Source organism: Exiguobacterium sp. s26 (genome assembly GCF_018618235.1).
In the GTDB taxonomy this organism is placed as follows: Bacteria; Bacillota; Bacilli; order Exiguobacteriales; family Exiguobacteriaceae; genus Exiguobacterium; species Exiguobacterium chiriqhucha.
The window spans coordinates 102,581-125,753 of the sequence record NZ_JACSLS010000001.1 but is presented as its reverse complement, the minus strand read 5'-3'; the positions used below and the strand labels follow the sequence as shown (position 1 = coordinate 125,753).

Here is a 23,173-nt window from a genome sequence, read left to right as displayed (position 1 = left end):
TTCTAACGCCTCTAAGTACCAACGATAGCTCAGCTTGAACGCTTCGTCCTTCTCATGCAACACCCGATAATATCCTGTTCACCTCACTTCTCAGCATACCAAAAAACGGCGTCCGAATGGCTCGGACGCCGTCTGTGTTAGTTCCCGTATTTTTTAAAGAGTTGATAATTTTTATTCCCACCTGACAAGTTGTAAACGTCGGTGAAACCGAGGTTGCGGAGCACGTTTTGAGCCGCGTTCCCCGTCACCCCGCCGTTGCAATAGACGACGGTCGGCTTGTCTTTTTCCATGTCCTTGGCGGCTTCGCGCAAGTTACCGAGCGGGATGTTGACCGCACAGTCGACACATGCTTTTTCAAACTGCGAAGCTTTACGCGTATCGATAATCTGCATGTCTTCACCCGCATCGATCCGCTTCTGCAGCTCACCCGGTGTGATGAGTCGCGCCGATTGATTCATACTGTTCGCGAGCGCCATGCCCGTGTACATGACCGGGTCTTTCGTCGTCGAGAACGGCGGAGCGTACGCGAGGTCGAGATGGAACAAGTCATCGACTTTCGCCTTAAACGTGATAGCCGTGACGAACACGTCGATGCGCTTGTCGACACCTTCGAACCCGACGATTTGAACGCCGAGCAATTGGCGTGTCGACCGGTCGCCGATTGCTTTAATCGTCAAGTCTTTCCCGCCCATATAAGCCGGCTTGTCCGGCTTCGTGTTATGGAGCACTTCGACGTCATACCCGAGCTCGCGGGCCTCACGTTCCGATAGACCGGTCTGGGCGACGGCTTGGCCAAACACTTTGAAGATGCCTGTGCCGAGGATGCCACGGTGTTCAAGGTCGCCTCCTGTGATGAGGTCACCAAGAGCACGACCCATCTTGTTCGCCGTCGAACCGAGCGGACGCCAAATCGGTTTGCCCGTGACGAGCGAGAAACTTTCGGCGACGTCGCCGGCCGCATAGACGTTCTTCACGTTCGTCTCCATCCGCTCATTGATGGCGATCGCACCCGTCTCGCCGATTGTGACACCGATCGACTTCGCGAGTTCCGTGTTCGGACGGACACCGACGGAGAGGATGACGAGGTCCGTATCAATCGTCTTGCCACTTTCCGTGACGACGCGTTCAACATGACCATCACCGACGAGTTCTGTCACTGTCTCCCCGAGCATGAGCTCGATCCCGTTCTTCTCGAGGTGATCCTCGACGCGACAAGCCATATCTTTATCGAGTGGTGGCATCACTTGCGGGAAACGCTCGATGACCGTAACTTCGACGCCGCGCAGTTTGAGCTGCTCAGCCATCTCGAGGCCGATGAACCCGGCGCCGATGATGGTTGCATGCTTCGGGTTCGTCGCATCGACGAAGTTACGTGTCGCTTCCGCGTTCTGAATGTTACGGATTGGGAACACGTTGTCCGAATCGACACCCGGAATCGGCGGGATGATGCTCGAGGCACCTGTCGCGAGGACCAACGAATCATAGCTGTCCGTGAACGATTCACCCGTCTCAAGGTTCTCGACCGTGACCGTCTGTGCGTCGGCATCGACTGCCGTCACGTTATGACGTGTCATGACGTCGATGTTGTAGCGTTTCTTGAAGAATGCCGCATCGCGAGGCGTCAAATCGTCGCGCGACTCGACTTCGCCGCCGACATAATACGGAATACCGCAACCCGAGTACGAGATATCGTAGTCGCGGTCGTAGATCGTAATCTGTGCGTCTTCGTTGTTACGACGTGCTTTTGCCGCGACCGATGTACCGGCGGCGACTGAACCGATGATGACCAATTTCATATTAAACACTCCTTAGTAAAGTAGTAGGCTGATGTATAGTCCAAGCAAGGTGATGGCGAGCGTTGGAATCGTCAAGATGATCCCGACTTTAAAGTATTGACCCCAACCGATTTTAAGCCCTTTCGTGCGGAGCACGTGGAGCCATAGCAACGTCGCGAGCGACCCAATCGGTGTGATTTTTGGACCGAGATCGGACCCGATGACGTTCGCATAGATGAGCGCTTCCCGAATCTGACCGGTCGTATTCGTCAAATCGATGGCGAGCGCGTCAATCATGACGGTCGGCATATTGTTCATGACCGATGATAAGATGGCGGCCAAGAAGCCCATCCCGAACGTAGCGCTGAAGGCGTTCACGGCGAACCAGTCGATGAAGTTGGCGAGCACTTGCGTCAGTCCCGCGTTTTGCAGACCGTAGACGACGATATACATCCCGAGCGAGAAGAAGACGATCGCCCAAGGCGCCCCGCGTAGGACGGACCGGGTCGGCACGACCGGTGAACGATTCGCCATGATCAGGAAGAACAACGAGATAATCCCAGCGACGAGCGAGACCGGGATGCCGACGATATCGCTTGTGAAGTATCCGATGACGAGAAGTGCGAGCACGACCCACGACAAGCGGAACATTTTATGGTCTTTGATGACCGAGGCCGGCTCGACGAGTTTCGATAAATCGTACTGCTTCGGAATGTCCTTTTTGAAATACAAATACAAGACGAGCAAACTTCCAGCGACGGCGAAGACGTTGACGAACACCATCCGTGCCGCATATTCGGCGAAACCGATGCCGAAGAAATCGGCCGAGACGATGTTGACGAGGTTCGAGACGACGAACGGCAGACTCGCCGAATCAGCGATGAACCCAGACGCCATGACGTATGCCAAAACGACCGCATCCGGCAGTTTGAGTGCCCGCACCATGGCGAGGACAATCGGCGTCAAGATGAGCGCCGCCCCGTCATTCGCGAACAACGCCGCGACGAGCGCACCGAGCAACGTGATATAGACGAACAGCTTGACGCCGCCGCCTTTGGCGATGCGGGCCATATGTAAGGCAGCCCATTCAAAGAATCCAATCTCGTCCAAAATGAGCGAGATGATGATGATTGCAATAAACGTGAACGTCGCGTTCCAAATGATTCCCCAGACAGTACCGACGTCATCTAAATTGACGACCCCGGTGAGAAGGGCGATGACCGCCATCCCCATCGCCGAGTAACCGATGCCAAGGCCTTTCGGTTGCTTGATGATGAGGAAGAGCGTGACCAAAAAGATAATACTAGCAATCCACTGCACAATGAGTTCCTCCAATAAATCTCTATTTTTTTAGCAAGTCTGTTGCAGACCGCGAAGCACAAGGCTAACGCCGTCTTCTGTCGACTCGACGTCGAGCGTAACGTTTTCCGCCATCGCTTCGGCGTCGTTCGCGACGGCGAACGTGAGGCCGTCGAAGTCTTTGACCGCATCCGTCGCTTCCGGAGCCGCGACGACTAGACCGAGCGTCGGTCCACAGCACCCGGCTTCCGTACAGATACGGACTGATTTGATTTCTTCTTCAACCAGTGCGTCTTTCATAAAATCGATGGCTTCATTCGTGATTTTCATGTAACTTCCTCCTTGAGTAGTTGTGACAGTGCCGGATAACCGACCGGCAGTTGTTCTTGCCATGCGAGTAACGTCGGACGCGGATAGGCGTTCACCCGTTCGAGCCATGGCGTCTCGCTCGCAACTTTCGCCGTCAGCAGCTTGCTTGTCACATCGAGCGGTGTGAACGATTGGTTGACGACCCAGGCGAACGGTTGAATCTCGGCCCGTTTCAAGTCAGCGACGAGCCGTTCGGCTTCATACACCGGTGTCGCTTCAGGTAGCGTCGTGATGATGACGTGCGTCTGTTTCGGATCGCGCAGTTTTGGTAACAGGTCGCGAACCGCTTCCGGGACGACCCCTGTCGATCGTTCGAGTTCGCGGTGATAACTCTCGGTCGCATCCAAGAGAAGCAGCGTATGACCTGTCGGCGCCGTATCGATGACGACGAAGCGGTCTTTCGCTTTCGCCACTTGATCGGCGAAGGCGCGGAAGACTGCAATCTCCTCGGTGCATGGCGAGCGCAAGTCCTCTTCGAGCATCATGCGCTGCTCCTCGTTCATATCCCCCGCTTCCCCGAACACGTCCATCCGGTACTTCTCGATTTCGACTTTCGGGTCGATCGCATCGACGGTGAACGTACCCGGGACATCCAACCCGATTGTGAAAGCCACATGTGCGGCCGGGTCTGTCGTCGTCAAATGGACGGCGTGCCCTCGCTCACTGAGCGCGACGGCGACAAGCGAGGCGAGCGTCGTCTTGCCGACCCCGCCTTTCCCCATCGTCATGATGACGCTCGGTCCATCCCTCTCGATTTCATCGACGAGTCGGTCGATCGAGCCATAATGACTTGTGTCATAGCTTGTAGTTAGGACGGTGGCCGTCTCCCCGTTTACCCAGCGTCGGAGCGCCGGGACACCGACGAGATTCTCGTACGCATATGGCAACGTGAACGTCTCGAGGTCGGCGATGCCTTTCGGCAGTTCGTGGAGCGCTTGTTGTTGACGCTCGATGAACCGTTTCGTATAGCGGTCCGTCCCTTCGTCTGATGCGACGACGCCGTTGATGACAAGTTGCATCTGTTCGATTCCAATCGCGTGAAGCTCGATCGCGGCACGCGCCGCCTCGACGAGCGTCGATGTCTCGGGACGGGCGACGAGCAACAATGTCGTCTCGCTGCCGTCGGTGAGCGTCTCGACAGCCCGTTTGTATTGCAGTTGCTTGTCGGCCAGACCAGCGAGCGGACCGAGGCAAGACGCGCCGGTCGTATTCGTCTCTAAAAATTCGTCCCACGCACTTGGCAACGTCAACAACCGTAGCGTGTGACCAGTCGGTGCCGTGTCAAAGATGACGTGATCGTATGTCTCACGTGCCGACTCAGACGTCAGTAACTCGGTAAACTGGTCGAACGCCGCGATCTCAACCGTACAGGCGCCGGACAGCTGTTCTTCCATCGACTGGATGGCCACGTCCGGAAGGACACCGCGATAAGGACCGACCATCCGTTCCATGTACTGCTTCGCCGCCTCTTCCGGGTCGAAGTTCGCGATGAACAGACCGGTTCCCGGGACGAGGCGTGGTGTCTCGTCGAGCTCCATCTCGAACACGTCCTGAAGGTTGCTCGCAGGGTCGGTCGAGACGAGCAAGACTCGCTTACCGCGGTCAGCAAGCGTCAACGCGAGGCTCGAAGCGGTCGACGTCTTGCCGACACCGCCTTTACCGGTCAAAAACACATAGCGCGTTGGTTCGATTGTCGTGAAATCAAAGCGATTCATCATGACCCGCCTCCTTATTTTTTAAGCGTGATGCGGACTTTCGGCTTTTCGCCATCTTGTTTCGCGAACGCTTCGACCGGGAGTCCTGTCAACTCGGCAATCTCCTCGTTCGTCATGTAAGCGCCTCGTTTGACGACGGCACCGTCGACGACCGTGAGTGGGAGCGTCTCAAGGCCGTTCGCGATTTCAGCTTGAACATGGACGTTCTCGACGAATCGGTTTGGCTCGGAGGCGAGATTATAACGGGCCACATCAAAGCCGCGTTGTTTTAATACGTAATGGATGGTCGCAATCCGCGTCAGCTCCGGATCGATTGAAGGACCACAAAGTCCGGTCGGGCAGCACATGGCTGGTTCGAATACTTCAAGTTTCATCGTTGACTCCTCCTTAAATCGCACAGTCCGTTTCGCAGTCACAATTCGCCTCGACCGTCTCGATTTTGTCGAGCAAATCGATGACGATTGAGTAGAATGGGCTCGTCTCGTTCAATCGATAGTGAATCCATTGCTTGTCGCGGCGCTCTAACAGGAGCCCTGCTTGCCGCATCATCTTCAAGTGGCGGCTGATGGCCGGCTGCGAGATGTCAAAACAATCAACAAAACTGCAGGCACATTGCTCTCCGCCTTGCATTTGTTTGAGCATCGTCAAACGGGTCGGGTCGGCGAGTACTTTGAGCACTTTACTTAAATCATCTACCGTATGCATCGTCATTCTCCTTCTCTGTATAACAAATCCGTTATATAACCTTTACGTTATGAAAATACCATAGTTTCTCATGCGGAGCAATTGTCTTCTCATAAAAAGTTCGGTATGATGGAACACGTTGTGAAAACATGTGTCGGTCGAACGACTTCTCTCATATAATGCGGCGTTTGATCTTCGTGAGACTCGGAGATCAAAGTCAAAAAATATATAGAGAGGTGTGTTCTTTTGGAAAAATTGAATACGATTAAACAAGATTGGCTCGGCAACGTCCGGGCCGACGTCCTAGCCGGCTTCGTCGTCGCACTCGCCCTCATCCCTGAGGCGATTGCGTTCTCGCTCATCGCTGGCGTCGATCCGATGGTAGGGTTATACGCGTCATTCATCATCGCGATGGTCATCTCGATTGCCGGCGGTCGTCCGGCCATGATTTCGGCTGCGACCGGGGCGATGGCGCTCGTCATCGTCTCGCTCGTCGCCGACTACGGGTTGCAGTATTTACTCGCTGCCGGGATTCTCGCAGGAATCATTCAAATCGCGCTCGGCTATTTCGGCATCGCCCGCTTGATGAAGTTCATCCCGCGCGCCGTCATGGTCGGCTTCGTCAACGCGCTCGCGATTTTGATTTTCCAGGCACAGTTGACGAACTTTGAAGGTGAAAGCTGGATTATCTGGGCGCTCGTCATTGGATCGCTCGCCATCATCTTCTTGTTCCCACGCATCAACAAAGTCATCCCGGCACCGCTCGTCGCCATCGTCGTCATGACGATTCTGGCGGTCACGCTCGGGCTCGAGACGAAAAACATTAGCGACATGGGTACGATTTCAGCAACGCTCCCGGAATTTTTATTCCCGAACGTCCCGTTGACGTTTGAGACGTTGATGATCATCCTCCCCTACTCGATCTCCCTCGCCTTCGTCGGATTGATCGAGTCGCTGTTGACGGCACAAATCGTCGATGACATGACGGGCACGGATTCGAACAAGAACCGAGAATCAAAAGGACAAGGTATCGCCAACATCATCGCCGGTCTCTTCGGTGGGATGCCAGGGTGTGCGATGATCGGTCAATCGGTCATCAACGTCTCGTCCGGTGCTCGCGGCCGTCTGTCGACGTTTGTCGCCGGACTCGCGTTATTCATCATGATCATGACGATGAGTGACGTGTTGATGCTCATCCCGGTCGGCGCCCTTGTCGGTGTCATGTTCTTTGTCTCGTATGCGACGTTTGACTGGGGCTCGCTCAAAGCGATGCGCACCGCTCAAAAATCGGATACGGTCGTCATGCTCGTGACGGTGCTCGTCACGGTCGTCACGCACGACTTGTCACTCGGTGTGTTCGCCGGGATCTTGACGGCAGCCATCCTGTTCGCCGCAAAAATCTCGAAAGTCGAACTTGACCGCAGTGTAGACGCCGACCGTGCCCGCTACGTCGTGAACGGTCAGCTCTTCTTCGCTTCGACGTCCGAGTTCGTCAATCAGTTCGATGTGACCGAAGACGCCGAAGCCGGGATCAAACATGTCACAATCGACTTCTCGAACACGCATCTATGGGACGATTCGGCCATCGGTGCCATCGATAAAGTTGTCTTCAAGTACCGTGAAGTCGGGATCGAGCCGGAACTGTTGAACTTGAACAAAGATTCAGAGAAACTGCTCAATACGCTCGCGCTGCACTTGAAGCAACAAGAAACAAGCGTCGGCCATTGATTCAATTTCTTCGGGAGTGAACATTCACGTTCGCTCCCTATTTTATATCCATGGCTCTAGTAAATCGCATATACTAAAAGTAGATTGTGTGAAAGAGGAGGACGTTTCAATGGGAAAGGTATTTTTAGCGGCAGACGGATCTGCCCACTCGAAGCGGGCACTTGAGAAAGCGATTCAGCTCGCCAAGGCATCAGACGCATCCATCGACATCGTCCATGTCGTCAGCGCCAAAGAATCGAAAGAAGCCGCACTCAACTCGACCGGGAAAATCGATCTCGAAGCGAAACGCAAATTGATGTTGCAACCGCTCTTCGATCAAATCGTTGCAGCCGGGCTTGAATATGAATATATTGAACTTCGCGGGGAGCCGGACGTCGAGCTCGTCAAATACGCGAACCATCAACCGTACGAGTACGTCGTCGTCGGTTCACGCGGACTGAACACGTTTCAAGAGTTCGTGCTCGGCAGCGTCAGCCATAAGCTCGCCAAACGCGCCCTCGCCCCGGTCATCATCGTCAAATGATTGCCACCCTTTCTTTACGGAGAAAGGGCTTTTTTCTGTTCCATACAGGAAATAGGTCCTATATGTGGAATGGAATAGTGAACTCATTTATGAAGGAGGAACCTAATTGGACATTACCAATGACTCAAATTTATTGCTCATCCTCTTGCCATTGCTCGTGTTGCAACTCATCTTGCTCGTCGTCGCCTTGATTGATTTGCTCAAACGGCAAGAAACGAATGGACCGAAATGGGTATGGCTTCTCGTCATCCTATTCATCAACATCCTCGGGCCGATCGTCTACTTCCTATGGGGACGGACGAAGCGATGAACGTCACCCAACTGACGAAACGATTCGGCACGTTCACCGCGCTCGACGACGTCAGCTTCTCGCTCCGCCCCGGCTGTACCTCGCTCCTCGGTGAGAACGGGGCCGGCAAGACGACACTGCTCAATATGATTGCCCGCGTGACGACACCGACGTCCGGACAGATCGTCGGGCATGACGCCATCCGCATCGGCTATCTGCCACAGCGACCGGCGCTCTATCCATCGCTCACACCGGTCGAGACGATTCGCTATGCGGCCGAGTTGACCGGCGTCACGAATGTCGACCCGGTCCATCTGTTGAAACGGGTCGGACTCGAGCCCGTCGATCGACCGGCGGCACACTTGTCCGGCGGCATGCGGCAACGGCTCGGCATCGCCCAGGCACTCGTGCATGACCCGGAGCTGTTACTGCTCGATGAACCCGTCTCGGCGCTCGACCCGCGCGGCCGCCGGGAAGTACTCGACCTCTTAAGCGACTTGAAACGAGAGCGGATGATTCTCTATTCGACGCACGTGCTCCCCGATGCCGAGGAAGCGAGCGACTGGGTACTCCTGCTCCGACAAGGTCGCCTGCTCATGGAAGGGACCGTGACCGATTTGCTCGGCTCGAAGTCCTCGATTCAAGTCCGTCTGTTCAACGACGTCGTGACAGAGGATGAGTGGCGAACGCTCCCGGGTGTCAGCCACGCCACCCGCTCCGGGACGACATGGGAACTGGAGACCGACGCGAAAGACGTGACGGAACGGGCGCTACTGCAGTTGCTGCTGGAGCGCGGTCTAAGACTCCAATCGCTCCATGTCGGGCATCCATCGCTCGAGTCACTCTTTTTGGAGGTGAACGCCTGATGAAACTGGCCATCTTCAAACAAGAGTGGAAAGAGTCATGGCGCAATAAACGGATGATTTGGGTACCGATTGCCTTGATGTTGCTTGCGGCGATGCAACCGCTCACGCTTTATTTCCTCCCGGACATCTTGGCCTCGGGCGGCAACCTGCCGGACGGGGCGGTCATCGAAATTCCGACCCCGTCACCAGAAGAAGTGCTCATGTCGGCGAGCGAACAGTTGCGACAAATCGGCCTGCTCGTCGTGCTGTTATCCGCCATGCATACGTTCAGTCACGAACGGTCGCTCGGCACGCTCGCCTGGCTCAAGTCGCTCAAGATTCCGGGCACGCGCATTGTCCTCAGCAAATGGGGACATTATTCGCTACTCGCCGTCGTCGCCATCGGCCTCGCCCAATTGAGCGCCGCCTACTATACAATCGTTTTGTTCGATTCGTTCGACGTCACCGATTTCTTAATCGCGACCGGGCTGCTCATGCTCCATTTCGTCGTCCAGCTATCGATTTTCTTCTTGTTCGCAGCGTTGCTCGAGAGCGGCCTCGTCGCCCTCGTCATCACGCTCGCCCTCCACTTCATCATGTCGCTCCTTCTCGGGTGGCTCGAGTGGGACTGGATGCCGTGGCGGCTCGGCTCGTTATCGGCCGAAGTGCTCATGGGCGAGAGTTTACTCGTTTGGCCGATCGTCAGCAGCGTCTTGTTGATTGGCGTGACGCTCTTCGTCGCCTCGAAACGGTTGTTGTTCATAAGCCGTTCGTCCTGATGTAACACCTTCTCAAAATAGTCCTTTAGCCGCCGAGTCAGGGCGGCTTTTCTCATGTATACTTAATTTACAAAATAATTCCAATTTTGAAAATCGATTGTGGAGGAACGACTATGAAGTGGAGTCATATAGTGGCAGGGGTGGCCATCAGTATGAGCATCATCCTCAGTAACGACCACGTCCATGCCGCGGCCGGGTTTCAAACGACGGCGACGGGAACAGTCTATACGACAGAAGACGGCACGGTGCTGACCGGCTGGCAAGTGATTGACGGCAAGACGTACTATTTCGCGGCAGATGGGACGATGGCCGTCGGTTGGCAAGCAATCGATGGCGCTACATATTATTTTGAAACGGACGGTGTGCTCGTCACCGGGCGCTATTCGATTGACGGGGCGACCTACTTGTTCGCCGCCGACGGGAAGCAGCTGAAAGGCTGGCAACAACTCACGGACGGTCTCTATTACTTCAAATCGAATGGCGTCATGGCAACCGGCTTTTTGACCGTGGACGGGAAACGCTACTTGTTCTCTCTTGAAGGGAAACGGTTGAGCGGTTGGCAAACCGTCAACGGCGTGAAGCATTACATATTCGAAAACGGAACGATCCGGTCGGGCATGTACACGATCAACGGTAAGAAATACTTGCTCTTGAAAGACGGACAGGTCGCGACCGGCTGGCAACAAATCGGCACGCGCCACTACTACTTCGGTACAAGCGGTGTACGCCAGCACGGGCTGAAAAAGATTGGGACGACCGTTTACGGTTTCCATGAGACGTACGGCTATCGGTTGGCCGGCGTCCAAAAAGTCGCCTCTCGCTATTACTATTTCGGGACGGACGGAAAACGTCGCTACGGCCTGCAGACGATTGACGGCAAAGTGTACGGGTTCCATCCCGTTTACGGCTATCGTTTGCAAGGAAAACACAAAGTCGGGACCCGCTATTACTACTTCCACTCGACCGGCGTCCGTGAGACTGGTTGGAAGTATACGACGCAATACGAATATTTTGCACCGACCTTGACGAAGAAGACAGATTGGCAAGTCATCAACGGCAAATGGTATTTCTTCGATCCGTCGGGCGTCATGTATAAGAACAAACGCATCGGCAACGCCGCGTTCGATACCCGGGGTGCCTATAGCAACCCGCTCTCCACCTATAAGATGAGCGTGCCGCTCTATCGTCAGTTCCAGATGGGCTACCCGTCCGGCTGCGAGTTCTTTTCGCTCAAGATGGCGCTCGAGAAAAAAGGACGCGTCGTCAGCGCCGAGACGCTGTACCGGGAGATGCCGAAAAGCATGTGGAACGCCCGCTATGAGAATCGGCTCTACCGCTGGGTCGACCCGAACGTTATGTTCACAGGCGACCCGAAAGGCAAGCTCAGCAAATATCGCAACTACGGGATTTATCCGAAAGGCATGATTAACTTCTCGAGCAAATACCGGCCTGTGAAAGACTTGTCCGGCCAAGGATTAGCTTCAATTGAGCGCGAACTCTCACTCGGCAACCCGGTCATCGTCTGGGCGAGCGTCGACTTCAAACAGCCATACGGTCACTTCAATTGGTACACCGCTTCGAACAAAAAATTCACCGGTTTCGTCAATTATCATGTCATGCTCGCGACGGGCTATGACAAGAATAACTTCTACATCAACGACCCGTACCGCGGTCGCCTCGTCATCCCGAAAAGCCAAGTCAGCTCTGTCATGGGCGCGACGGGATGGAAAGCACTTGCCGTACGATAATCGTCCAGCCATCGGAAAAATCCGGTGGCTTTTTAGGTACAACGAATCAAATTCAGAAATAAAATTTCCTATTTTACTCACTTTATATTGAATTAAAAATACAGAATGGTACACTTTCCAATAAGTAGTAAAGCGCTTACATTCATAAAGGAGGAATAGTTATGAAGAAATGGATTGGCGGCCTCGCCGCCCTCACGCTCGTCACGTCATCTGTCATGTTGCTCGATGCCGATGCCAAGTCAGAGCCGAAGAAACCGAAAGTCGAGCTCGGGGTCGACCGGTTGATGGCCAATCCTGAAATCTTGGCCGGTAAACGAGTCGGACTGATTACGAATCCGACCGGAATCGATGCTAACATGACGAGCATCGTCGACTTGTTCCATAACTCAGATGATTTCGAATTGACGGCACTGTACGGACCAGAACACGGTGTCCGCGGTGATGCGCAAGCCGGATCGACAATCAGTTCATATATCGACGAAGTGACGGGACTCCCCGTCTATAGTCTGTATGGGGCGACGAAAAAACCGACGGCCGAGATGCTCAAAGACGTCGATGTGCTCGTCTTCGACATTCAGGACGTCGGCACACGCTTTTATACGTACATCTATACGATGGCGTATGCGATGGAAGCCGCAGCCGAGAATGACATCCCGTTCGTCGTCCTCGACCGGCCAAACCCACAAGGCGGCCTCCGCGTCGAAGGTCCCGTGCTCGACCCGGCCTATTCGAGCTTCATCGGCCTCTATCCGATCCCGCTCAAGCACGGCATGACCGTCGGTGAGCTCGCACGCTTGTTCAACTCGGAGTATCAGATTCAAGCCGACCTCGAAGTCGTCAAGATGAAGGGCTGGAAGCGCTCGATGCTGTACGAGGATACGGGACTCCCGTTCGTCATGCCGTCACCGAACATGCCGACGACGGACACGGTTAACGTCTATCCGGCGACCGGTCTGTTCGAAGGGACGAACCTATCGGAAGGACGCGGCACAACGAAGCCGTTCCAATTGATTGGCGCCCCTTACGTGAAGGCGCATGACTATGCTAAGACGTTGAACGCGCTCGATCTTCCGGGCGTCACGTTCCGCGCCGCCTCGTTCACGCCGACGTTCTCGAAGAACGCGGGCAAACTGTCGCACGGCGTCGAAGTGTACGTCACAGAGCCGACGAAGTTCGAAGCGGTCAAGACCGGCATTGCCATGGTCAAGACGGCACACGACCTGTATCCGGACGAGTTCGAGTTCCTCTCAAACGACTTCATCACGAAGTTGACTGGGAACGCCTACGTGAAAGATATGATTCTCGCCGGCGAGTCGCTTGAGGCGATCATGACGAAAGTCGATGCCGAGCGCGATGCGTTCTTGCCGATTCGGAAAGAGTATTTGTTGTATAAATAAGGAGCAGGCAGGCTCACTTGAGTCTGCCTCTTTTTTTGTAATCAAATGTTAATACCCATTATCGCCCTATTCAATATATTATATGGTTATATGATCGAAAAAGGAGCTTCCCATTTTGAAAAAATCTGCCTCAATCTTGCTCGCTGCCGCCTTGGCGACCGCGTTCACATTTACCCCGACGTCCCCGCTCACCGTCAATCCGATCACGGTCGAAGCCTCATATCGTGAGACGGCCGTCAACACGAAAGGTTCCGTTACGGGAATCAGTCAAATCAACGTCCGAAAAACACCGTCAAGCTCAGCGACGAGTGTAGGTAAAATTGTTCGCGACGGCACGATAATGGTCCGGACGTCATTTACGACGAACGGGGCCCGCTGGTACAAAATCCAATGGGGCACGGGGTACGGTTACGTTCCGGCCACGTATATCAAGCTGTCGACAGCCGAAGTCGCGTTCACGAAGACGACGTACGTCGCCCCATCGAGCATCTACTTGAAGTCGCGTCCGCTCACGACCTCGTCGAACGTCGTGTTTTTGCGCCAAGGAATGAAGCTCGAGACGATTTCGTACCGGTACACAGGCACGACGCGTTGGTATAAAGTGAACGTCGGCACGAAGACCGGTTATATATTGGCGAAACACATCACGTTCAAAGCCCCGGCAAGCGGCGTCTTGGCTGAGACGAACGAAGAGCGGCAGACGGCAGGCTTGTCGGCGCTCGCAGCGTCGAGCGAGGCGAACCGTGTCGCCCAAGTTCGGGCCGACGAGATGGCACGGACGGGACAGTTCTCGCATCAGCTCCGTGAGAACGGGAGCCCAGGGGACACGCTCGATGCCTACGATGTCAGCTATCGTGGTTGGGGTGAGAACATCTATATGGGGTCGAACGACCCAGGCGCAGCGGTGAACGCCTGGATGAACTCGAGCGGCCACCGCGCCAACATCTTGAACGGGAACTTCACGCACCTCGGTGTCGGCAAGGCCAAGAACGCGCAAGGCTCGACGATTCATGTCCAAGTCTTTTTGACCAAATGAAAAAACGGGAAGTCGCTATTGTCGCGACTTCCCGTTTTGTATTAGCGGCGTTCGTCTTTCAGGCTTTCGAGGTTTTGTTGGGCTTGGCCGGTCTTCTCTTTGGCCGTACCCTTCACTTGATCTTTCTGGCCTTCACGCTTGAGCGATTGATTGTCCGTCGCTTTGCCGACCGCTTCTTTCGCTTTGCCTGCCGCTTTATCGATCAAACCATCAACTTTTTTGTTTAGTCCGTCTTTCATGTGAATCTCCTCCTCGTGGTATCATGTCTAATTCATGTACCACTCTGAGGAAAATTCAAACGTAATGCTCTTTGACAAGAACCCGGAAACGTGGTCGGACGGTCAACTCAATCGTCGTCACCGTGCGGTTCCGGTCCTCGTTCATGACGATCAACAGTTCGCCGTGATCGCGGCGATCCTCGAGCACCTCGACTTTCCCGACCGTTCGCAGCAGCTGATAGTACAACAACTCCCCCGACGCGTCCTTGACGTTCACCTCGAACTCGTGGTAGCTCGGGGAGATTTTAAAATAAAATAACTCCGTCCCGTTCGAGAAACGGAACACCGACTCGTCATAATAAAACGGGAGTGTCGTATCCATCCGCTTCGGCTCGACCGTACAAAACAACGCCCACGCCATCTCATCTGGAAACTTCTCGCTCGACTCTTCTTTGTTGAACTGCCACCCTTTCATCGCGATCCCTCACTTCAACTTCCATTAATTGTCTGAATAATTCGACTATTATAATTCATTCGTCATTGGGTTCGGAATTTCCTGCAAAGGGGAACAAAACATTGTATGCTTTTTCACGTTCCTGATTTGAAAGGAGTTGCGTCCACGTGTCTATCATCGCGCTCGACCATGTCACGAAACGGTTCGGTGAGACAATTGCCTTGAACGACTTTTCACTTCACGTCGAGGCCGGTGAACTGTTCGGCTTGCTCGGACCGAATGGGGCCGGAAAGACGACCGCCATTTCTGTCATGCTGAACTTATATCCTGCCGACAGCGGTACCATCCGTATTTTCGACCACTCGATGCCAAAAGACGAGCAGACGATTAAACGGCGCGTCGGTATCGTCCCGCAACATGTCTCCGTGTACGACCAGCTGACGGTGTTCGAGAACATTCAATTTTTTGCCGAGCTGTATGGGTTCAAACCAGCCGAGGCCAAACAAAAGACCGTGGCCGCCCTCGACTTCGTTGAACTCACGCCACACCAAAAGAAACGTCCGCCGGAACTGTCCGGGGGGCTCCTTCGTCGTCTCAACATCGCCTGCGGCATCGTGCATGAACCAGAACTCATCTTCATGGATGAACCGACCGTCGCCATCGACCCGCAGTCACGCAACACCATCCTCGAGAACATCCGTGAGTTGAATCGACGCGGGGCGACGATCATCTATACGTCCCACTATATGGAGGAAGTCGAGATGCTCTGCGACCGTGTCGCCATCGTCGATGAGGGACGGATTATCGCCGAGGGCACGCAAGATGAGCTGAAAGATCAAGTCATGACGCTCGAGACGGCCCGCATCAAAGTCGACGCCCTCACTCCGGGCCTCTTGGAACGACTCGAATCGCTCGAGCGGGTAAAGAAAGTCGATTACGAGGAACCGTTCCTCGACGTGTCGCTCGAGAAGGACACCCCGCTCGCCCCGCTGCTCGACGTCCTTCATGACGAGCGGGTTCGCTTCACCTCGATCACGGTCGATCGTCCATCCTTGAATACCGTCTTCCTGGCCCTGACCGGTAAGACACTTAGGGAGTGATGACGATGAAACTATGGACGTTCATCAAATATGATGTCAAACAGCAACTGCGGGACCGCTCGACCTTGTTTTGGATGCTCATCTTCCCGATCATTCTCATCTTCGGGCTCGGAACGATGCTGTCGGCCATCTTCAATAGCAACTTCTCGCTCCCGGTCACGGACGTCGCCTACGTCGAACAGTCGACGGATGATTACCGGGTGCCTCTCGAGACGTTCCTCGCCGACGACGACATCAAAGCATTCATCAATCTCGTACCGTACGATAGTATCGCCGCTGCGGAAACCGGCGTGAACGATGGCGACGCCGACGTCATCCTCCATTTGGACGGTCCCGACGTCCGTCTGCTGTACGAGGAACCGTCGACAATCGAATTTGACGTCATCGAGGCCATTCTCCGGCAATATACGGACGTCGCCAATCAGCAGATTATGCTCGCTGAGGCAGGTGTTTCCGCCCCGTTCGAGCCCACGACGTTCATCGACAGCGAGAGCGTCGATTTGTCGGGTCGGACCCCGACATCACTCGAATATTTCACCGTCACGATTTCCATCATGACGGCACTGTTCGGTGCATTCTACATTACCGGCATGCTCAGTGAGGAGAAGCCGATGACCGGGAGTTATCTCCGGATTCAAGCCGCTCCCGTCAAACGGATCGAATATCGCCTGGCTCGCAGCTTGAGCCGATACACACTCATCTTCCTGCAACTCGTGCTCGTGTTTTGGTTCAGCCACTTCGTTTATCGCAGCTTCTCACTCGATTATGTCGAGTTCGGGCTCTTGTTTATCGCTTGGCTCGCCCTCGCCTTATACGGTACCGCGTTCGGTTTTCTCGTATCGAGTCTGCCCCGTCTCTCGCGCGGTACAAAAGATGCGATCGTCAACGGATTCGTCGCCATCATCATGATCCTTTCCGGCGGTTACGTCCCTGGTTTCGATCAAGTGACGCTGAGCGTGGCACCATGGGCCCAATACGTCTTCATGCCGATCTTTATGCGGGAAGGCATGCTCCAGGTGCTTCTGCGCGGTGGGGATACGACCGTGTTTTGGCAGAGCCTTGGTTGGCTCTCCTTGCATCTCCTCGTGTTCGCCGTCCTCAGTCTCTTGCTTTGGAAAGGGGTGAACCGTCGTGGTGCTATTTAGACATGTCGCCAAGCGCATGCTGCGGAAAAAAGGGCTATGGGTGTTCACGTTCGTCTCCGTGTTCGGTTTCGCCTTGATTCTATCGTTCCTCAGCTCGACGTCGGCGTTGAACGCCTCCATCGGCATCCTCGACCGGGATGGCGGGACACTCGCCGGGCGTGTGATTGAAGAAGCGGGACGGTTCGGTTCGGTGACACCGCTCGAGACGAACGAGACCGATGAAGCGTTACTGCAAGGACAAGACGTCGTCCTGACGATTCCGGACGGATTCACCGAGGCGCTCTTGAATGGCGAGACGCCGCGTCTCTCGTTCAGCGCGACCGAAGGAAGTGACGCCGCGTTGATCGAGCAAGCGCTCAACTCGCACCTGTCTCGTGAACGGCAGTTACTGATTGCAAGTGATTTTGACGAAGAGCGTTTCAACGAACTGGCCGATCTTGAGACGGAGAACGGCTATACGCTCTCGAGCGAGCCGTTTCAACAGAGCGTGGCGACGACGGCGCGAACGCAGGCGTTCCTCGGTCTACTGTCGTTCGTCATGATGTCGGCCTTTCTCCAGTTCATCCCGTTGTTCGTCGCCGACGACCGGGACGAGAAAATCTATTCCCGCCTGTTCGCCGCCCCGGTCACACCGCGGCGTTACATCGGTTCGTTGTTCGTATCGTTCTGTGCGGTCGGGTTGCTCTACGTGCTCATGTTGCTCGCCTTCAGTGCCGTGCTCTATCGACAAGATATTCTGGCTCACCTGCCTGTCCTGACGTTGTTGTTCATCGTCTATTTGTTCGTCTGTCTCGCCATCGGGTCGCTCATCGCCATCCTCGCGACGAATCGGGAGAAAGCGAACATTTGGCAGACGTCCGTGACGATGGCAGCGGCCATCACCGGAGGCGCCTTCATCAGTCTGACGTGGCTTCCGGAGACGCTCCAAGCCGTCGGGCGCTTCTTGCCGACGTATTGGTTCAACTACGGGGTCGCCCAGATGTATGAGGACCGTTTCCCGGTCAACTCGGTCCTCATATTGCTCGGGATGGCGCTCGTCATCTTCCTCGTCATCGCCTGGGCGTTGAAGAAGCGACCGCTCACATGAAAAAGGAGAGCCGCGATGGCTCTCCTTTTTCTAATGCTTCAATCACCGCTGCAACGTCGGCACGATTTTCTTGAAGAACACCTCGACGAGTTCAGGGTCGAACTGCTGGCCCGCTTCTTCTTCGATGACCGCGAGTGCCTCATCAAGCGTCTTCGCTTTCCGGTACGGGCGTCCCGTCACCATCACGTCGAACGTGTCGGCAATCGAGATAATTCGTGCCGCGAGCGGAATCTGCTCGCCGCTGATCCCTTTCGGATATCCTTTCCCGTCCCACCGCTCATGATGGGCGAGTACAATCTCGGATAGTGGCCCATACTCCGGCACCGTGCTCAAGATGTTATAACTCACTTCGGGATGACGTTTAATTTCACGCCATTCGGCCTCAGTCAACATCCCAGGCTTGTCTAAAATCTCATTGCTAATCGCGACCTTGCCGATATCGTGAAGCGTTGCGGCCGTAACGAGCTCGTTCACTTCGGCGCTCGTGAAGTTCATCGCTTGCCCCAGTTGTCGTGACAATTCGGCGACGCGCTGTGAATGGGCCTCCTCGCGCGGAATCTTCTCATAAAGCGTCCGCATGATGAGTTGAATCGAGTAATGTCGCCGGCTCTGTTTCTCGGAAACCTTATGGTGGTACATTCGATTTTCGGCCAAGTTGAACACTTCGGAAATGGAGAGCGAGTCGTCGACTTTCACCGCTTCCCCGAACGATGCCGAGATCGGCAAGCCTTCAATCGCTTTATCGTGAAACAACTGACTCAAACGTTCTGATAGAAGAATTGCCTCGTCGCGCGACGTGTTCGGCATGATGATGACGAACTCATCACCTCCGATTCGAGCGACCGTATCCTTGCCACGAATCTCACGCTTGAGCGTCATCGTCGCTTCAATCAACAAACGGTCCCCGACAAGATGACCAAACGCATCGTTCGTCAACTTTAATCCGTTAATATCAACGACAATCAAAGCGAGCGGATAATAGCATGGTTCGTCGTATGTGATCAGTGCCTCATCGAAATATCGACGATTTTTCACTCCGGTCAGTTGATCGTGATAACTCAAGTATTCGATTTCCATCTCATACTTCTTCTTCTCGGTCACGTCACCGATATAGCCATGCCAGAGGACATGACCTTCATCGAGCTTTTCTGGACGCGATGATCCTAAAATCCACGTCGTCCCTCCGTCCGGTGTGATGACGCGGAACTCCGCATCCCAAATCGTCAAATTCTCATACGACGCCTCGATGCTCGCCATCACGTTCGGATAGTCATCAGGATGAATCTTCGAGAAGACGAGACCCGGATCGTCCTTCATCTCCTCGAGCGTGATCCCGGTCAACACTTCGAACCCCCGGCTAAAGAACGGGAAGTTGAAACTACCGTCTGGGAGGCGCTCGAATTGATAGATGGCACCGGGCACTTGATCTGACAGCTTCGTGAGTAAGCGATCTCGTTCGGCCAGCTCTTCTTCGAGCTGGACTCGCTCCGTCACATCTTTGGCGACGGCGTATATATAATTGCCTTGCACTTTTGAGTGCCATTCAATCGAACGATAGTCCCCATCAATCGTGCGGTAACGGTTGATGAATCGATAGATTTCTTGTCCTTCTTCAAGCGAGGCGAACGCTTCCTCTGTCTTCATGACATCGTCGGGATGGACGAGACTCGTGAAGTCCATATTTTCCAGTTCTTCAAGCGGAAAACCGAGCACACGCTCCCAGGCCACGTTCAAATGAAAAATTTCATGTGTTTTCAACGACATGATGCATTCCAAATCAACATTGGCGAACCCTTCGAACATCGATTCTTTCGTCTCACCAATTTGTTGATCCGCTTTCTTCATCTGTTCGAGGATATGGACGATATACAAATCAACGAGACCGAGCCGGTTCGCCTGTCTATTTTTGTCCATCACAATCGTCAAATCTCCATAAAATACACCGTCTTTCTCGATTTTAAAGAGGATGACTTGACCGAGGTCGAAGATGCGCAAAATATTCTTGATGAGTCGTTTTGGCAACATGCCATCGATGAGTGGCATGATGTCATCGAATACGATTGGACTTGGTGCCTTTAACAGCTCTTTACGTTTCGCACTGATCGGCCATTTACGTCCGACCGGGTGAAAACCGAGAACGTCGAGGCTCCGTTCAAGTAGTTCATCCATCCCCGACAACGCCACAGTCGAATACGTCTTCCCGTCATCATCCATCAAGTTGAGCGTCACGGCCTTTGCTCCAGTAAAACCTCGAATCTGATCGAGGAAATGTTGGTTCATCAACAGTTCACGCCCAGTCGTGACAAACCGGTGCGACACGTTAACGAGTTGTTTCAGCGCATTGTTCTCTTGGACGTGCGGTGTGATGTCATGGAACAACGTCGACACATAGCCCGGACGTTCACTGAACACGGACAACTCATACCAAGCCTTGTTGCGGCGTGAGAAATGTTCGAACGTGATCGCTTCCCCACTATCCACGGCCCGTGCGACTTGGACGATCCACTCCCGCTCGCTGTACTCAAAGTCTTTCAACTTGTCGGTGATGCGCCCCCCGAGAAAGTGTTCACGCTTCGCCTTCATGATGCGCTCGAACGCCTCGTTCACTTCGTGGAACTCGTAATCGACGGGCTCCCCCGCCTCATCGTAGAGCACTTTAAATTCGACGTAGCCTTGGGGCATATGGCGCAACAAGGATTGGAATTTGGTTTGGTTTAGGTCTGCCACGTCGGTTCCTCCTCTGCTTACTTCTATTATTCAGTTTACCTCATTTTTTATGAATTCCCTATATTTGCCGAATCGATTCTTGTGAATCGGTTACATGAAGTTTTTGTAAAGGTACACGTTCGACGGTTGCATAAATTTGCTTAGGTTGTTACACTGATTTCGACATCCGATATCGAAAATCGATTTCAAGGAGATGATGTATGTGGAAGACCGCGTCCTTCGCAAGCTGTTCCTCGGCTTTATTCATATTCACATCTTGCATCATGCTGCCGAACATCCGGTATATGGCGCGTGGATGGTCGAAGAACTTCGAGAGCACGGCTACTCGATCAGTGCCGGCACGCTCTACCCAATTTTACACACGATGGAGCAGGATGGCCTGCTCGTCCGGACCAATGAGCTCGTCGGAGGCCATATCCGGAAGAACTATACGACGACCGAAAAAGGTCTCGTCGTCTTGGCGGAAGCCCGTCAAAAAGCGTATGAACTATTTAAAGAGATTAAGGAGTGAATCACATGTCTAAACAACGTGTAACGTTTAAGACGTTACTAGAGATTTTATTCGTCTCGACCCGACTCGGACTGACATCGTTCGGCGGACCGGTCGCCCACCTCGGTTATTTCCATGAGGAGTACGTCCGTCGCCGCAAATGGATGGACGAACGTGCCTACGCCGACCTCGTCGCCCTCTGTCAGTTCTTGCCCGGTCCGGCCAGTAGTCAGGTCGGGATTGGGATCGGCATCGTCCGAGGCGGGATTCTCGGCGGGATCACGTCGTTCATCGGCTTCACATCACCGTCCGTCATCGCCCTCATCTTGTTCGCCTTGCTCGTCTCGGGACTCGACGTCTCCGATGCCGGCTGGCTCTACGGCTTGAAAGTCGTCGCCGTCGCCATCGTCGCCCACGCCATTCTCGGCATGGCCGGCAAATTGACGCCCGATGCGAAGACTCGCACAATCGCGTTCTTCGCGCTCGCCGGCGTGTTGTTATGGCAAACCGCCTATAGCCAGGTGCTCGTCATCTTGCTCGCCGGTCTGGCCGGATTCTTGCTATTCAAACCGAACAACTTGGACGTCAAATCGGCGTCGTTCCCGCTCTCGAAACGACTCGGGGCGACGCTGCTCGGTCTATTCGGTGCGTTGCTCGTCATCTTGCCGATTTTACGTGAGACGATTGAAAGTCAATCGATTGCCCTGTTCGACAGCTTTTACCGGGCCGGTGCACTCGTCTTCGGTGGCGGTCACGTCGTCTTGCCGCTGCTCGAGCGTGAGCTCGTACCGACCGGTTTCTTGAGCGAAGAGGCGTTCCTTGCTGGTTACGGGGCCGCCCAAGCCGTACCGGGACCGCTCTTCACGTTCGCGTCTTACCTCGGGACGGTCATCAATGGTGTGCCGGGCGGACTGCTCGCGACGGTCGCCATCTTCTTGCCAGCGTTCCTGTTGATTCTCGGTGCCTTGCCGTTTTGGGATGCGCTCCGTCGCAACCCGAAAGTCGCGGGCGCACTCATCGGAGTTAACGCCGCCGTCGTCGGGATTTTGATTGCGGCGTTCTATCAGCCGATTTTCACAAGTACCGTCAACGGTGCGGTCGATTTCGTCTTCGCCGCCTTCTTGTTCGCCATGATCGCGTATTGGAAGATGCCGCCTTGGGCGCTCGTCATCGTCGGAGTCATCGGTGGGATGATCATCGGTACGCTATAACACGAAAAAGGGACTTCTCGATGAAGTCCCTTTTGTCATGCTCGCCATTTCCAGCGCATATAGTTGATGAACAGTTTCACGTACGCCAGCTGTTCGCGGACGACGTATTTCAGTTTCGTGGCCGTCGGCGTCTTCGCATAGAGCGCGTCGGTCGAGAGTCCAAAATATAGCCGCCCGACGAGTCGGGCCCGTCTGACGTGAAAGTCGTTCGTAACGATCGTCAGCCCGGGCGCGCCGTCCCAAATCGAGCGGCTCAACTGAAAATTCTCCACCGTCGACGTCGACTCCGCCTCGATATGGATGCGGGTCTCGTCAATCCCTCGGGCCATTAATTCCCGGGCAATGACGTCTGCTTCCGCCATCCCTTCATCAGGTCCTTGTCCTCCGCTAGCAATCAGTTCGACGTGCGGATACCGCTTTGCATAGTCAGCGGCCGCCTCAATCCGATAGCGCAAGGCGCTCGATGGTTGGATGCCATTCACTTTGGCGCCGAGGACGAGGACGTACCGATACGTCCCGTCGGCGGTTCGTCGTTTCATCTCTCTCACCTGCCT

General features: G+C 54.4%; 23 protein-coding genes. 13 read left to right on the top strand and 10 right to left on the bottom strand.

The window, feature by feature from the left end:
- Positions 1 to 137: 137 nt before the first annotated feature.
- The 6 genes from KNP82_RS00580 to KNP82_RS00555 are packed head-to-tail and all read right to left on the bottom strand — an operon-like array spanning position 138 to position 5,863.
- The gene (locus KNP82_RS00580) at positions 138 to 1,796 is read right to left on the bottom strand and encodes an FAD-dependent oxidoreductase (protein ID WP_214826631.1); all 1,659 of its coding nucleotides are present in this window, start codon (positions 1,794 to 1,796) and stop codon (positions 138 to 140) included.
- A 12-nt stretch (positions 1,797 to 1,808) separates the two neighbouring features.
- A complete protein-coding gene (locus tag KNP82_RS00575) occupies positions 1,809 to 3,095 on the bottom strand; it encodes an arsenic transporter (RefSeq protein WP_035385645.1) in 1,287 nt (428 codons plus the stop codon).
- A gap of 30 nt (positions 3,096 to 3,125) precedes the next feature.
- The gene (locus KNP82_RS00570) at positions 3,126 to 3,404 is read right to left on the bottom strand and encodes a Fe-S cluster assembly protein HesB (RefSeq protein WP_029594927.1); all 279 of its coding nucleotides are present in this window, start codon (positions 3,402 to 3,404) and stop codon (positions 3,126 to 3,128) included.
- A complete protein-coding gene (gene arsA, locus KNP82_RS00565) occupies positions 3,401 to 5,158 on the bottom strand; it encodes an arsenical pump-driving ATPase (RefSeq protein WP_035385731.1) in 1,758 nt (585 codons plus the stop codon). Before arsA ends, KNP82_RS00570 begins: the two co-directional genes overlap by 4 nt.
- Before the next feature lie 14 nt (positions 5,159 to 5,172).
- Positions 5,173 to 5,532 (bottom strand): arsenite efflux transporter metallochaperone ArsD, encoded by a 360-nt coding sequence (arsD, locus tag KNP82_RS00560; RefSeq protein ID WP_029594925.1) that lies wholly within the window; start codon positions 5,530 to 5,532, stop codon positions 5,173 to 5,175.
- A 13-nt stretch (positions 5,533 to 5,545) separates the two neighbouring features.
- Positions 5,546 to 5,863, bottom strand: a complete 318-nt coding sequence (locus KNP82_RS00555) for an ArsR/SmtB family transcription factor (protein WP_021066456.1) — start codon at positions 5,861 to 5,863, stop codon at positions 5,546 to 5,548.
- A 225-nt stretch (positions 5,864 to 6,088) separates the two neighbouring features.
- On the opposite strand from KNP82_RS00555, the gene KNP82_RS00550 reads away from it, so the two are divergent.
- The 8 genes from KNP82_RS00550 (at position 6,089) to KNP82_RS00515 (ending at position 14,187) form a co-directional block, all read left to right on the top strand.
- Positions 6,089 to 7,570: a SulP family inorganic anion transporter gene (locus KNP82_RS00550; RefSeq protein ID WP_029594923.1), complete on the top strand. Its 1,482-nt coding sequence runs from the start codon at positions 6,089 to 6,091 to the stop codon at positions 7,568 to 7,570.
- Between the two features lie 109 nt (positions 7,571 to 7,679).
- Complete coding sequence (locus tag KNP82_RS00545) at positions 7,680 to 8,093, top strand: universal stress protein (protein ID WP_029594922.1); 414 nt, start codon at positions 7,680 to 7,682, stop codon at positions 8,091 to 8,093.
- 106 nt (positions 8,094 to 8,199) lie between these two features.
- On the top strand, positions 8,200 to 8,403 hold the full coding sequence (locus KNP82_RS00540) for a PLD nuclease N-terminal domain-containing protein (RefSeq protein ID WP_021066453.1): 204 nt from the start codon (positions 8,200 to 8,202) through the stop codon (positions 8,401 to 8,403).
- Positions 8,400 to 9,248: an ABC transporter ATP-binding protein gene (locus KNP82_RS00535; protein WP_021066452.1), complete on the top strand. Its 849-nt coding sequence runs from the start codon at positions 8,400 to 8,402 to the stop codon at positions 9,246 to 9,248. Before KNP82_RS00540 ends, KNP82_RS00535 begins: the two co-directional genes overlap by 4 nt.
- Positions 9,248 to 10,006, top strand: coding sequence for an ABC transporter permease (locus KNP82_RS00530; protein ID WP_214756263.1), 759 nt, complete (start codon positions 9,248 to 9,250; stop codon positions 10,004 to 10,006). The genes KNP82_RS00535 and KNP82_RS00530 overlap by 1 nt, the downstream gene beginning before the upstream one ends.
- A 113-nt stretch (positions 10,007 to 10,119) precedes the next feature.
- Positions 10,120 to 11,754, top strand: coding sequence for a C39 family peptidase (locus tag KNP82_RS00525; protein WP_214756261.1), 1,635 nt, complete (start codon positions 10,120 to 10,122; stop codon positions 11,752 to 11,754).
- A 161-nt stretch (positions 11,755 to 11,915) separates the two neighbouring features.
- On the top strand, positions 11,916 to 13,151 hold the full coding sequence (locus tag KNP82_RS00520; RefSeq protein WP_214826628.1) for a DUF1343 domain-containing protein: 1,236 nt from the start codon (positions 11,916 to 11,918) through the stop codon (positions 13,149 to 13,151).
- 115 nt (positions 13,152 to 13,266) lie between these two features.
- Positions 13,267 to 14,187 (top strand): CAP domain-containing protein, encoded by a 921-nt coding sequence (locus KNP82_RS00515; protein ID WP_214826624.1) that lies wholly within the window; start codon positions 13,267 to 13,269, stop codon positions 14,185 to 14,187.
- A 41-nt stretch (positions 14,188 to 14,228) separates the two neighbouring features.
- Here the strand turns inward: KNP82_RS00515 and KNP82_RS00510 are convergent, their stop codons facing one another.
- Together KNP82_RS00510 and KNP82_RS00505 are read right to left on the bottom strand one after the other, a co-directional pair.
- Positions 14,229 to 14,426, bottom strand: a complete 198-nt coding sequence (locus tag KNP82_RS00510; RefSeq protein ID WP_021066447.1) for a CsbD family protein — start codon at positions 14,424 to 14,426, stop codon at positions 14,229 to 14,231.
- A gap of 55 nt (positions 14,427 to 14,481) precedes the next feature.
- On the bottom strand, positions 14,482 to 14,880 hold the full coding sequence (locus tag KNP82_RS00505; protein ID WP_214826621.1) for a hypothetical protein: 399 nt from the start codon (positions 14,878 to 14,880) through the stop codon (positions 14,482 to 14,484).
- A 146-nt stretch (positions 14,881 to 15,026) separates the two neighbouring features.
- Here KNP82_RS00505 and KNP82_RS00500 point away from each other — a divergent pair, with 146 nt between their 5' ends.
- Genes KNP82_RS00500 through KNP82_RS00490 form a run of 3 tightly spaced genes read left to right on the top strand, consistent with a single transcriptional unit; the run spans position 15,027 to position 18,191 of the window.
- Positions 15,027 to 15,959 (top strand): ABC transporter ATP-binding protein, encoded by a 933-nt coding sequence (locus tag KNP82_RS00500; RefSeq protein ID WP_214799267.1) that lies wholly within the window; start codon positions 15,027 to 15,029, stop codon positions 15,957 to 15,959.
- A gap of 5 nt (positions 15,960 to 15,964) precedes the next feature.
- Positions 15,965 to 17,104: an ABC transporter permease gene (locus KNP82_RS00495; protein WP_021066444.1), complete on the top strand. Its 1,140-nt coding sequence runs from the start codon at positions 15,965 to 15,967 to the stop codon at positions 17,102 to 17,104.
- On the top strand, positions 17,091 to 18,191 hold the full coding sequence (locus tag KNP82_RS00490; RefSeq protein WP_214826619.1) for an ABC transporter permease: 1,101 nt from the start codon (positions 17,091 to 17,093) through the stop codon (positions 18,189 to 18,191). Before KNP82_RS00495 ends, KNP82_RS00490 begins: the two co-directional genes overlap by 14 nt.
- A gap of 42 nt (positions 18,192 to 18,233) precedes the next feature.
- Here the strand turns inward: KNP82_RS00490 and KNP82_RS00485 are convergent, their stop codons facing one another.
- The gene (locus tag KNP82_RS00485; RefSeq protein WP_353049047.1) at positions 18,234 to 20,918 is read right to left on the bottom strand and encodes an HD domain-containing phosphohydrolase; all 2,685 of its coding nucleotides are present in this window, start codon (positions 20,916 to 20,918) and stop codon (positions 18,234 to 18,236) included.
- A gap of 202 nt (positions 20,919 to 21,120) precedes the next feature.
- Here KNP82_RS00485 and KNP82_RS00480 point away from each other — a divergent pair, with 202 nt between their 5' ends.
- The gene (locus KNP82_RS00480; protein WP_021066441.1) at positions 21,121 to 21,429 is read left to right on the top strand and encodes a PadR family transcriptional regulator; all 309 of its coding nucleotides are present in this window, start codon (positions 21,121 to 21,123) and stop codon (positions 21,427 to 21,429) included.
- Positions 21,430 to 21,434: 5 nt separating this feature from the next.
- A complete protein-coding gene (gene chrA / locus KNP82_RS00475) occupies positions 21,435 to 22,619 on the top strand; it encodes a chromate efflux transporter (RefSeq protein WP_214756253.1) in 1,185 nt (394 codons plus the stop codon).
- Between the two features lie 35 nt (positions 22,620 to 22,654).
- On the opposite strand, the gene KNP82_RS00470 is transcribed toward chrA, so the two are convergent.
- Complete coding sequence (locus tag KNP82_RS00470; protein WP_214756252.1) at positions 22,655 to 23,158, bottom strand: YdcF family protein; 504 nt, start codon at positions 23,156 to 23,158, stop codon at positions 22,655 to 22,657.
- Positions 23,159 to 23,173 lie beyond the last annotated feature (15 nt).

Coding starts and splice junctions, on each gene's coding strand:
- KNP82_RS00580 (WP_214826631.1), bottom strand. CDS start 1,796: ATGAAATTGGTCATCATCGGTTCAGTCGCCGCCGGTACATCGGTCGCG.
- KNP82_RS00570 (WP_029594927.1), bottom strand. CDS start 3,404: ATGAAAATCACGAATGAAGCCATCGATTTTATGAAAGACGCACTGGTT.
- arsA (WP_035385731.1), bottom strand. CDS start 5,158: ATGAATCGCTTTGATTTCACGACAATCGAACCAACGCGCTATGTGTTT.
- arsD (WP_029594925.1), bottom strand. CDS start 5,532: ATGAAACTTGAAGTATTCGAACCAGCCATGTGCTGCCCGACCGGACTT.
- KNP82_RS00555 (WP_021066456.1), bottom strand. CDS start 5,863: ATGCATACGGTAGATGATTTAAGTAAAGTGCTCAAAGTACTCGCCGAC.
- KNP82_RS00545 (WP_029594922.1), top strand. CDS start 7,680: ATGGGAAAGGTATTTTTAGCGGCAGACGGATCTGCCCACTCGAAGCGG.
- KNP82_RS00535 (WP_021066452.1), top strand. CDS start 8,400: ATGAACGTCACCCAACTGACGAAACGATTCGGCACGTTCACCGCGCTC.
- KNP82_RS00530 (WP_214756263.1), top strand. CDS start 9,248: ATGAAACTGGCCATCTTCAAACAAGAGTGGAAAGAGTCATGGCGCAAT.
- KNP82_RS00525 (WP_214756261.1), top strand. CDS start 10,120: ATGAAGTGGAGTCATATAGTGGCAGGGGTGGCCATCAGTATGAGCATC.
- KNP82_RS00520 (WP_214826628.1), top strand. CDS start 11,916: ATGAAGAAATGGATTGGCGGCCTCGCCGCCCTCACGCTCGTCACGTCA.
- KNP82_RS00510 (WP_021066447.1), bottom strand. CDS start 14,426: ATGAAAGACGGACTAAACAAAAAAGTTGATGGTTTGATCGATAAAGCG.
- KNP82_RS00505 (WP_214826621.1), bottom strand. CDS start 14,880: ATGAAAGGGTGGCAGTTCAACAAAGAAGAGTCGAGCGAGAAGTTTCCA.
- KNP82_RS00495 (WP_021066444.1), top strand. CDS start 15,965: ATGAAACTATGGACGTTCATCAAATATGATGTCAAACAGCAACTGCGG.
- chrA (WP_214756253.1), top strand. CDS start 21,435: ATGTCTAAACAACGTGTAACGTTTAAGACGTTACTAGAGATTTTATTC.
- KNP82_RS00470 (WP_214756252.1), bottom strand. CDS start 23,158: ATGAAACGACGAACCGCCGACGGGACGTATCGGTACGTCCTCGTCCTC.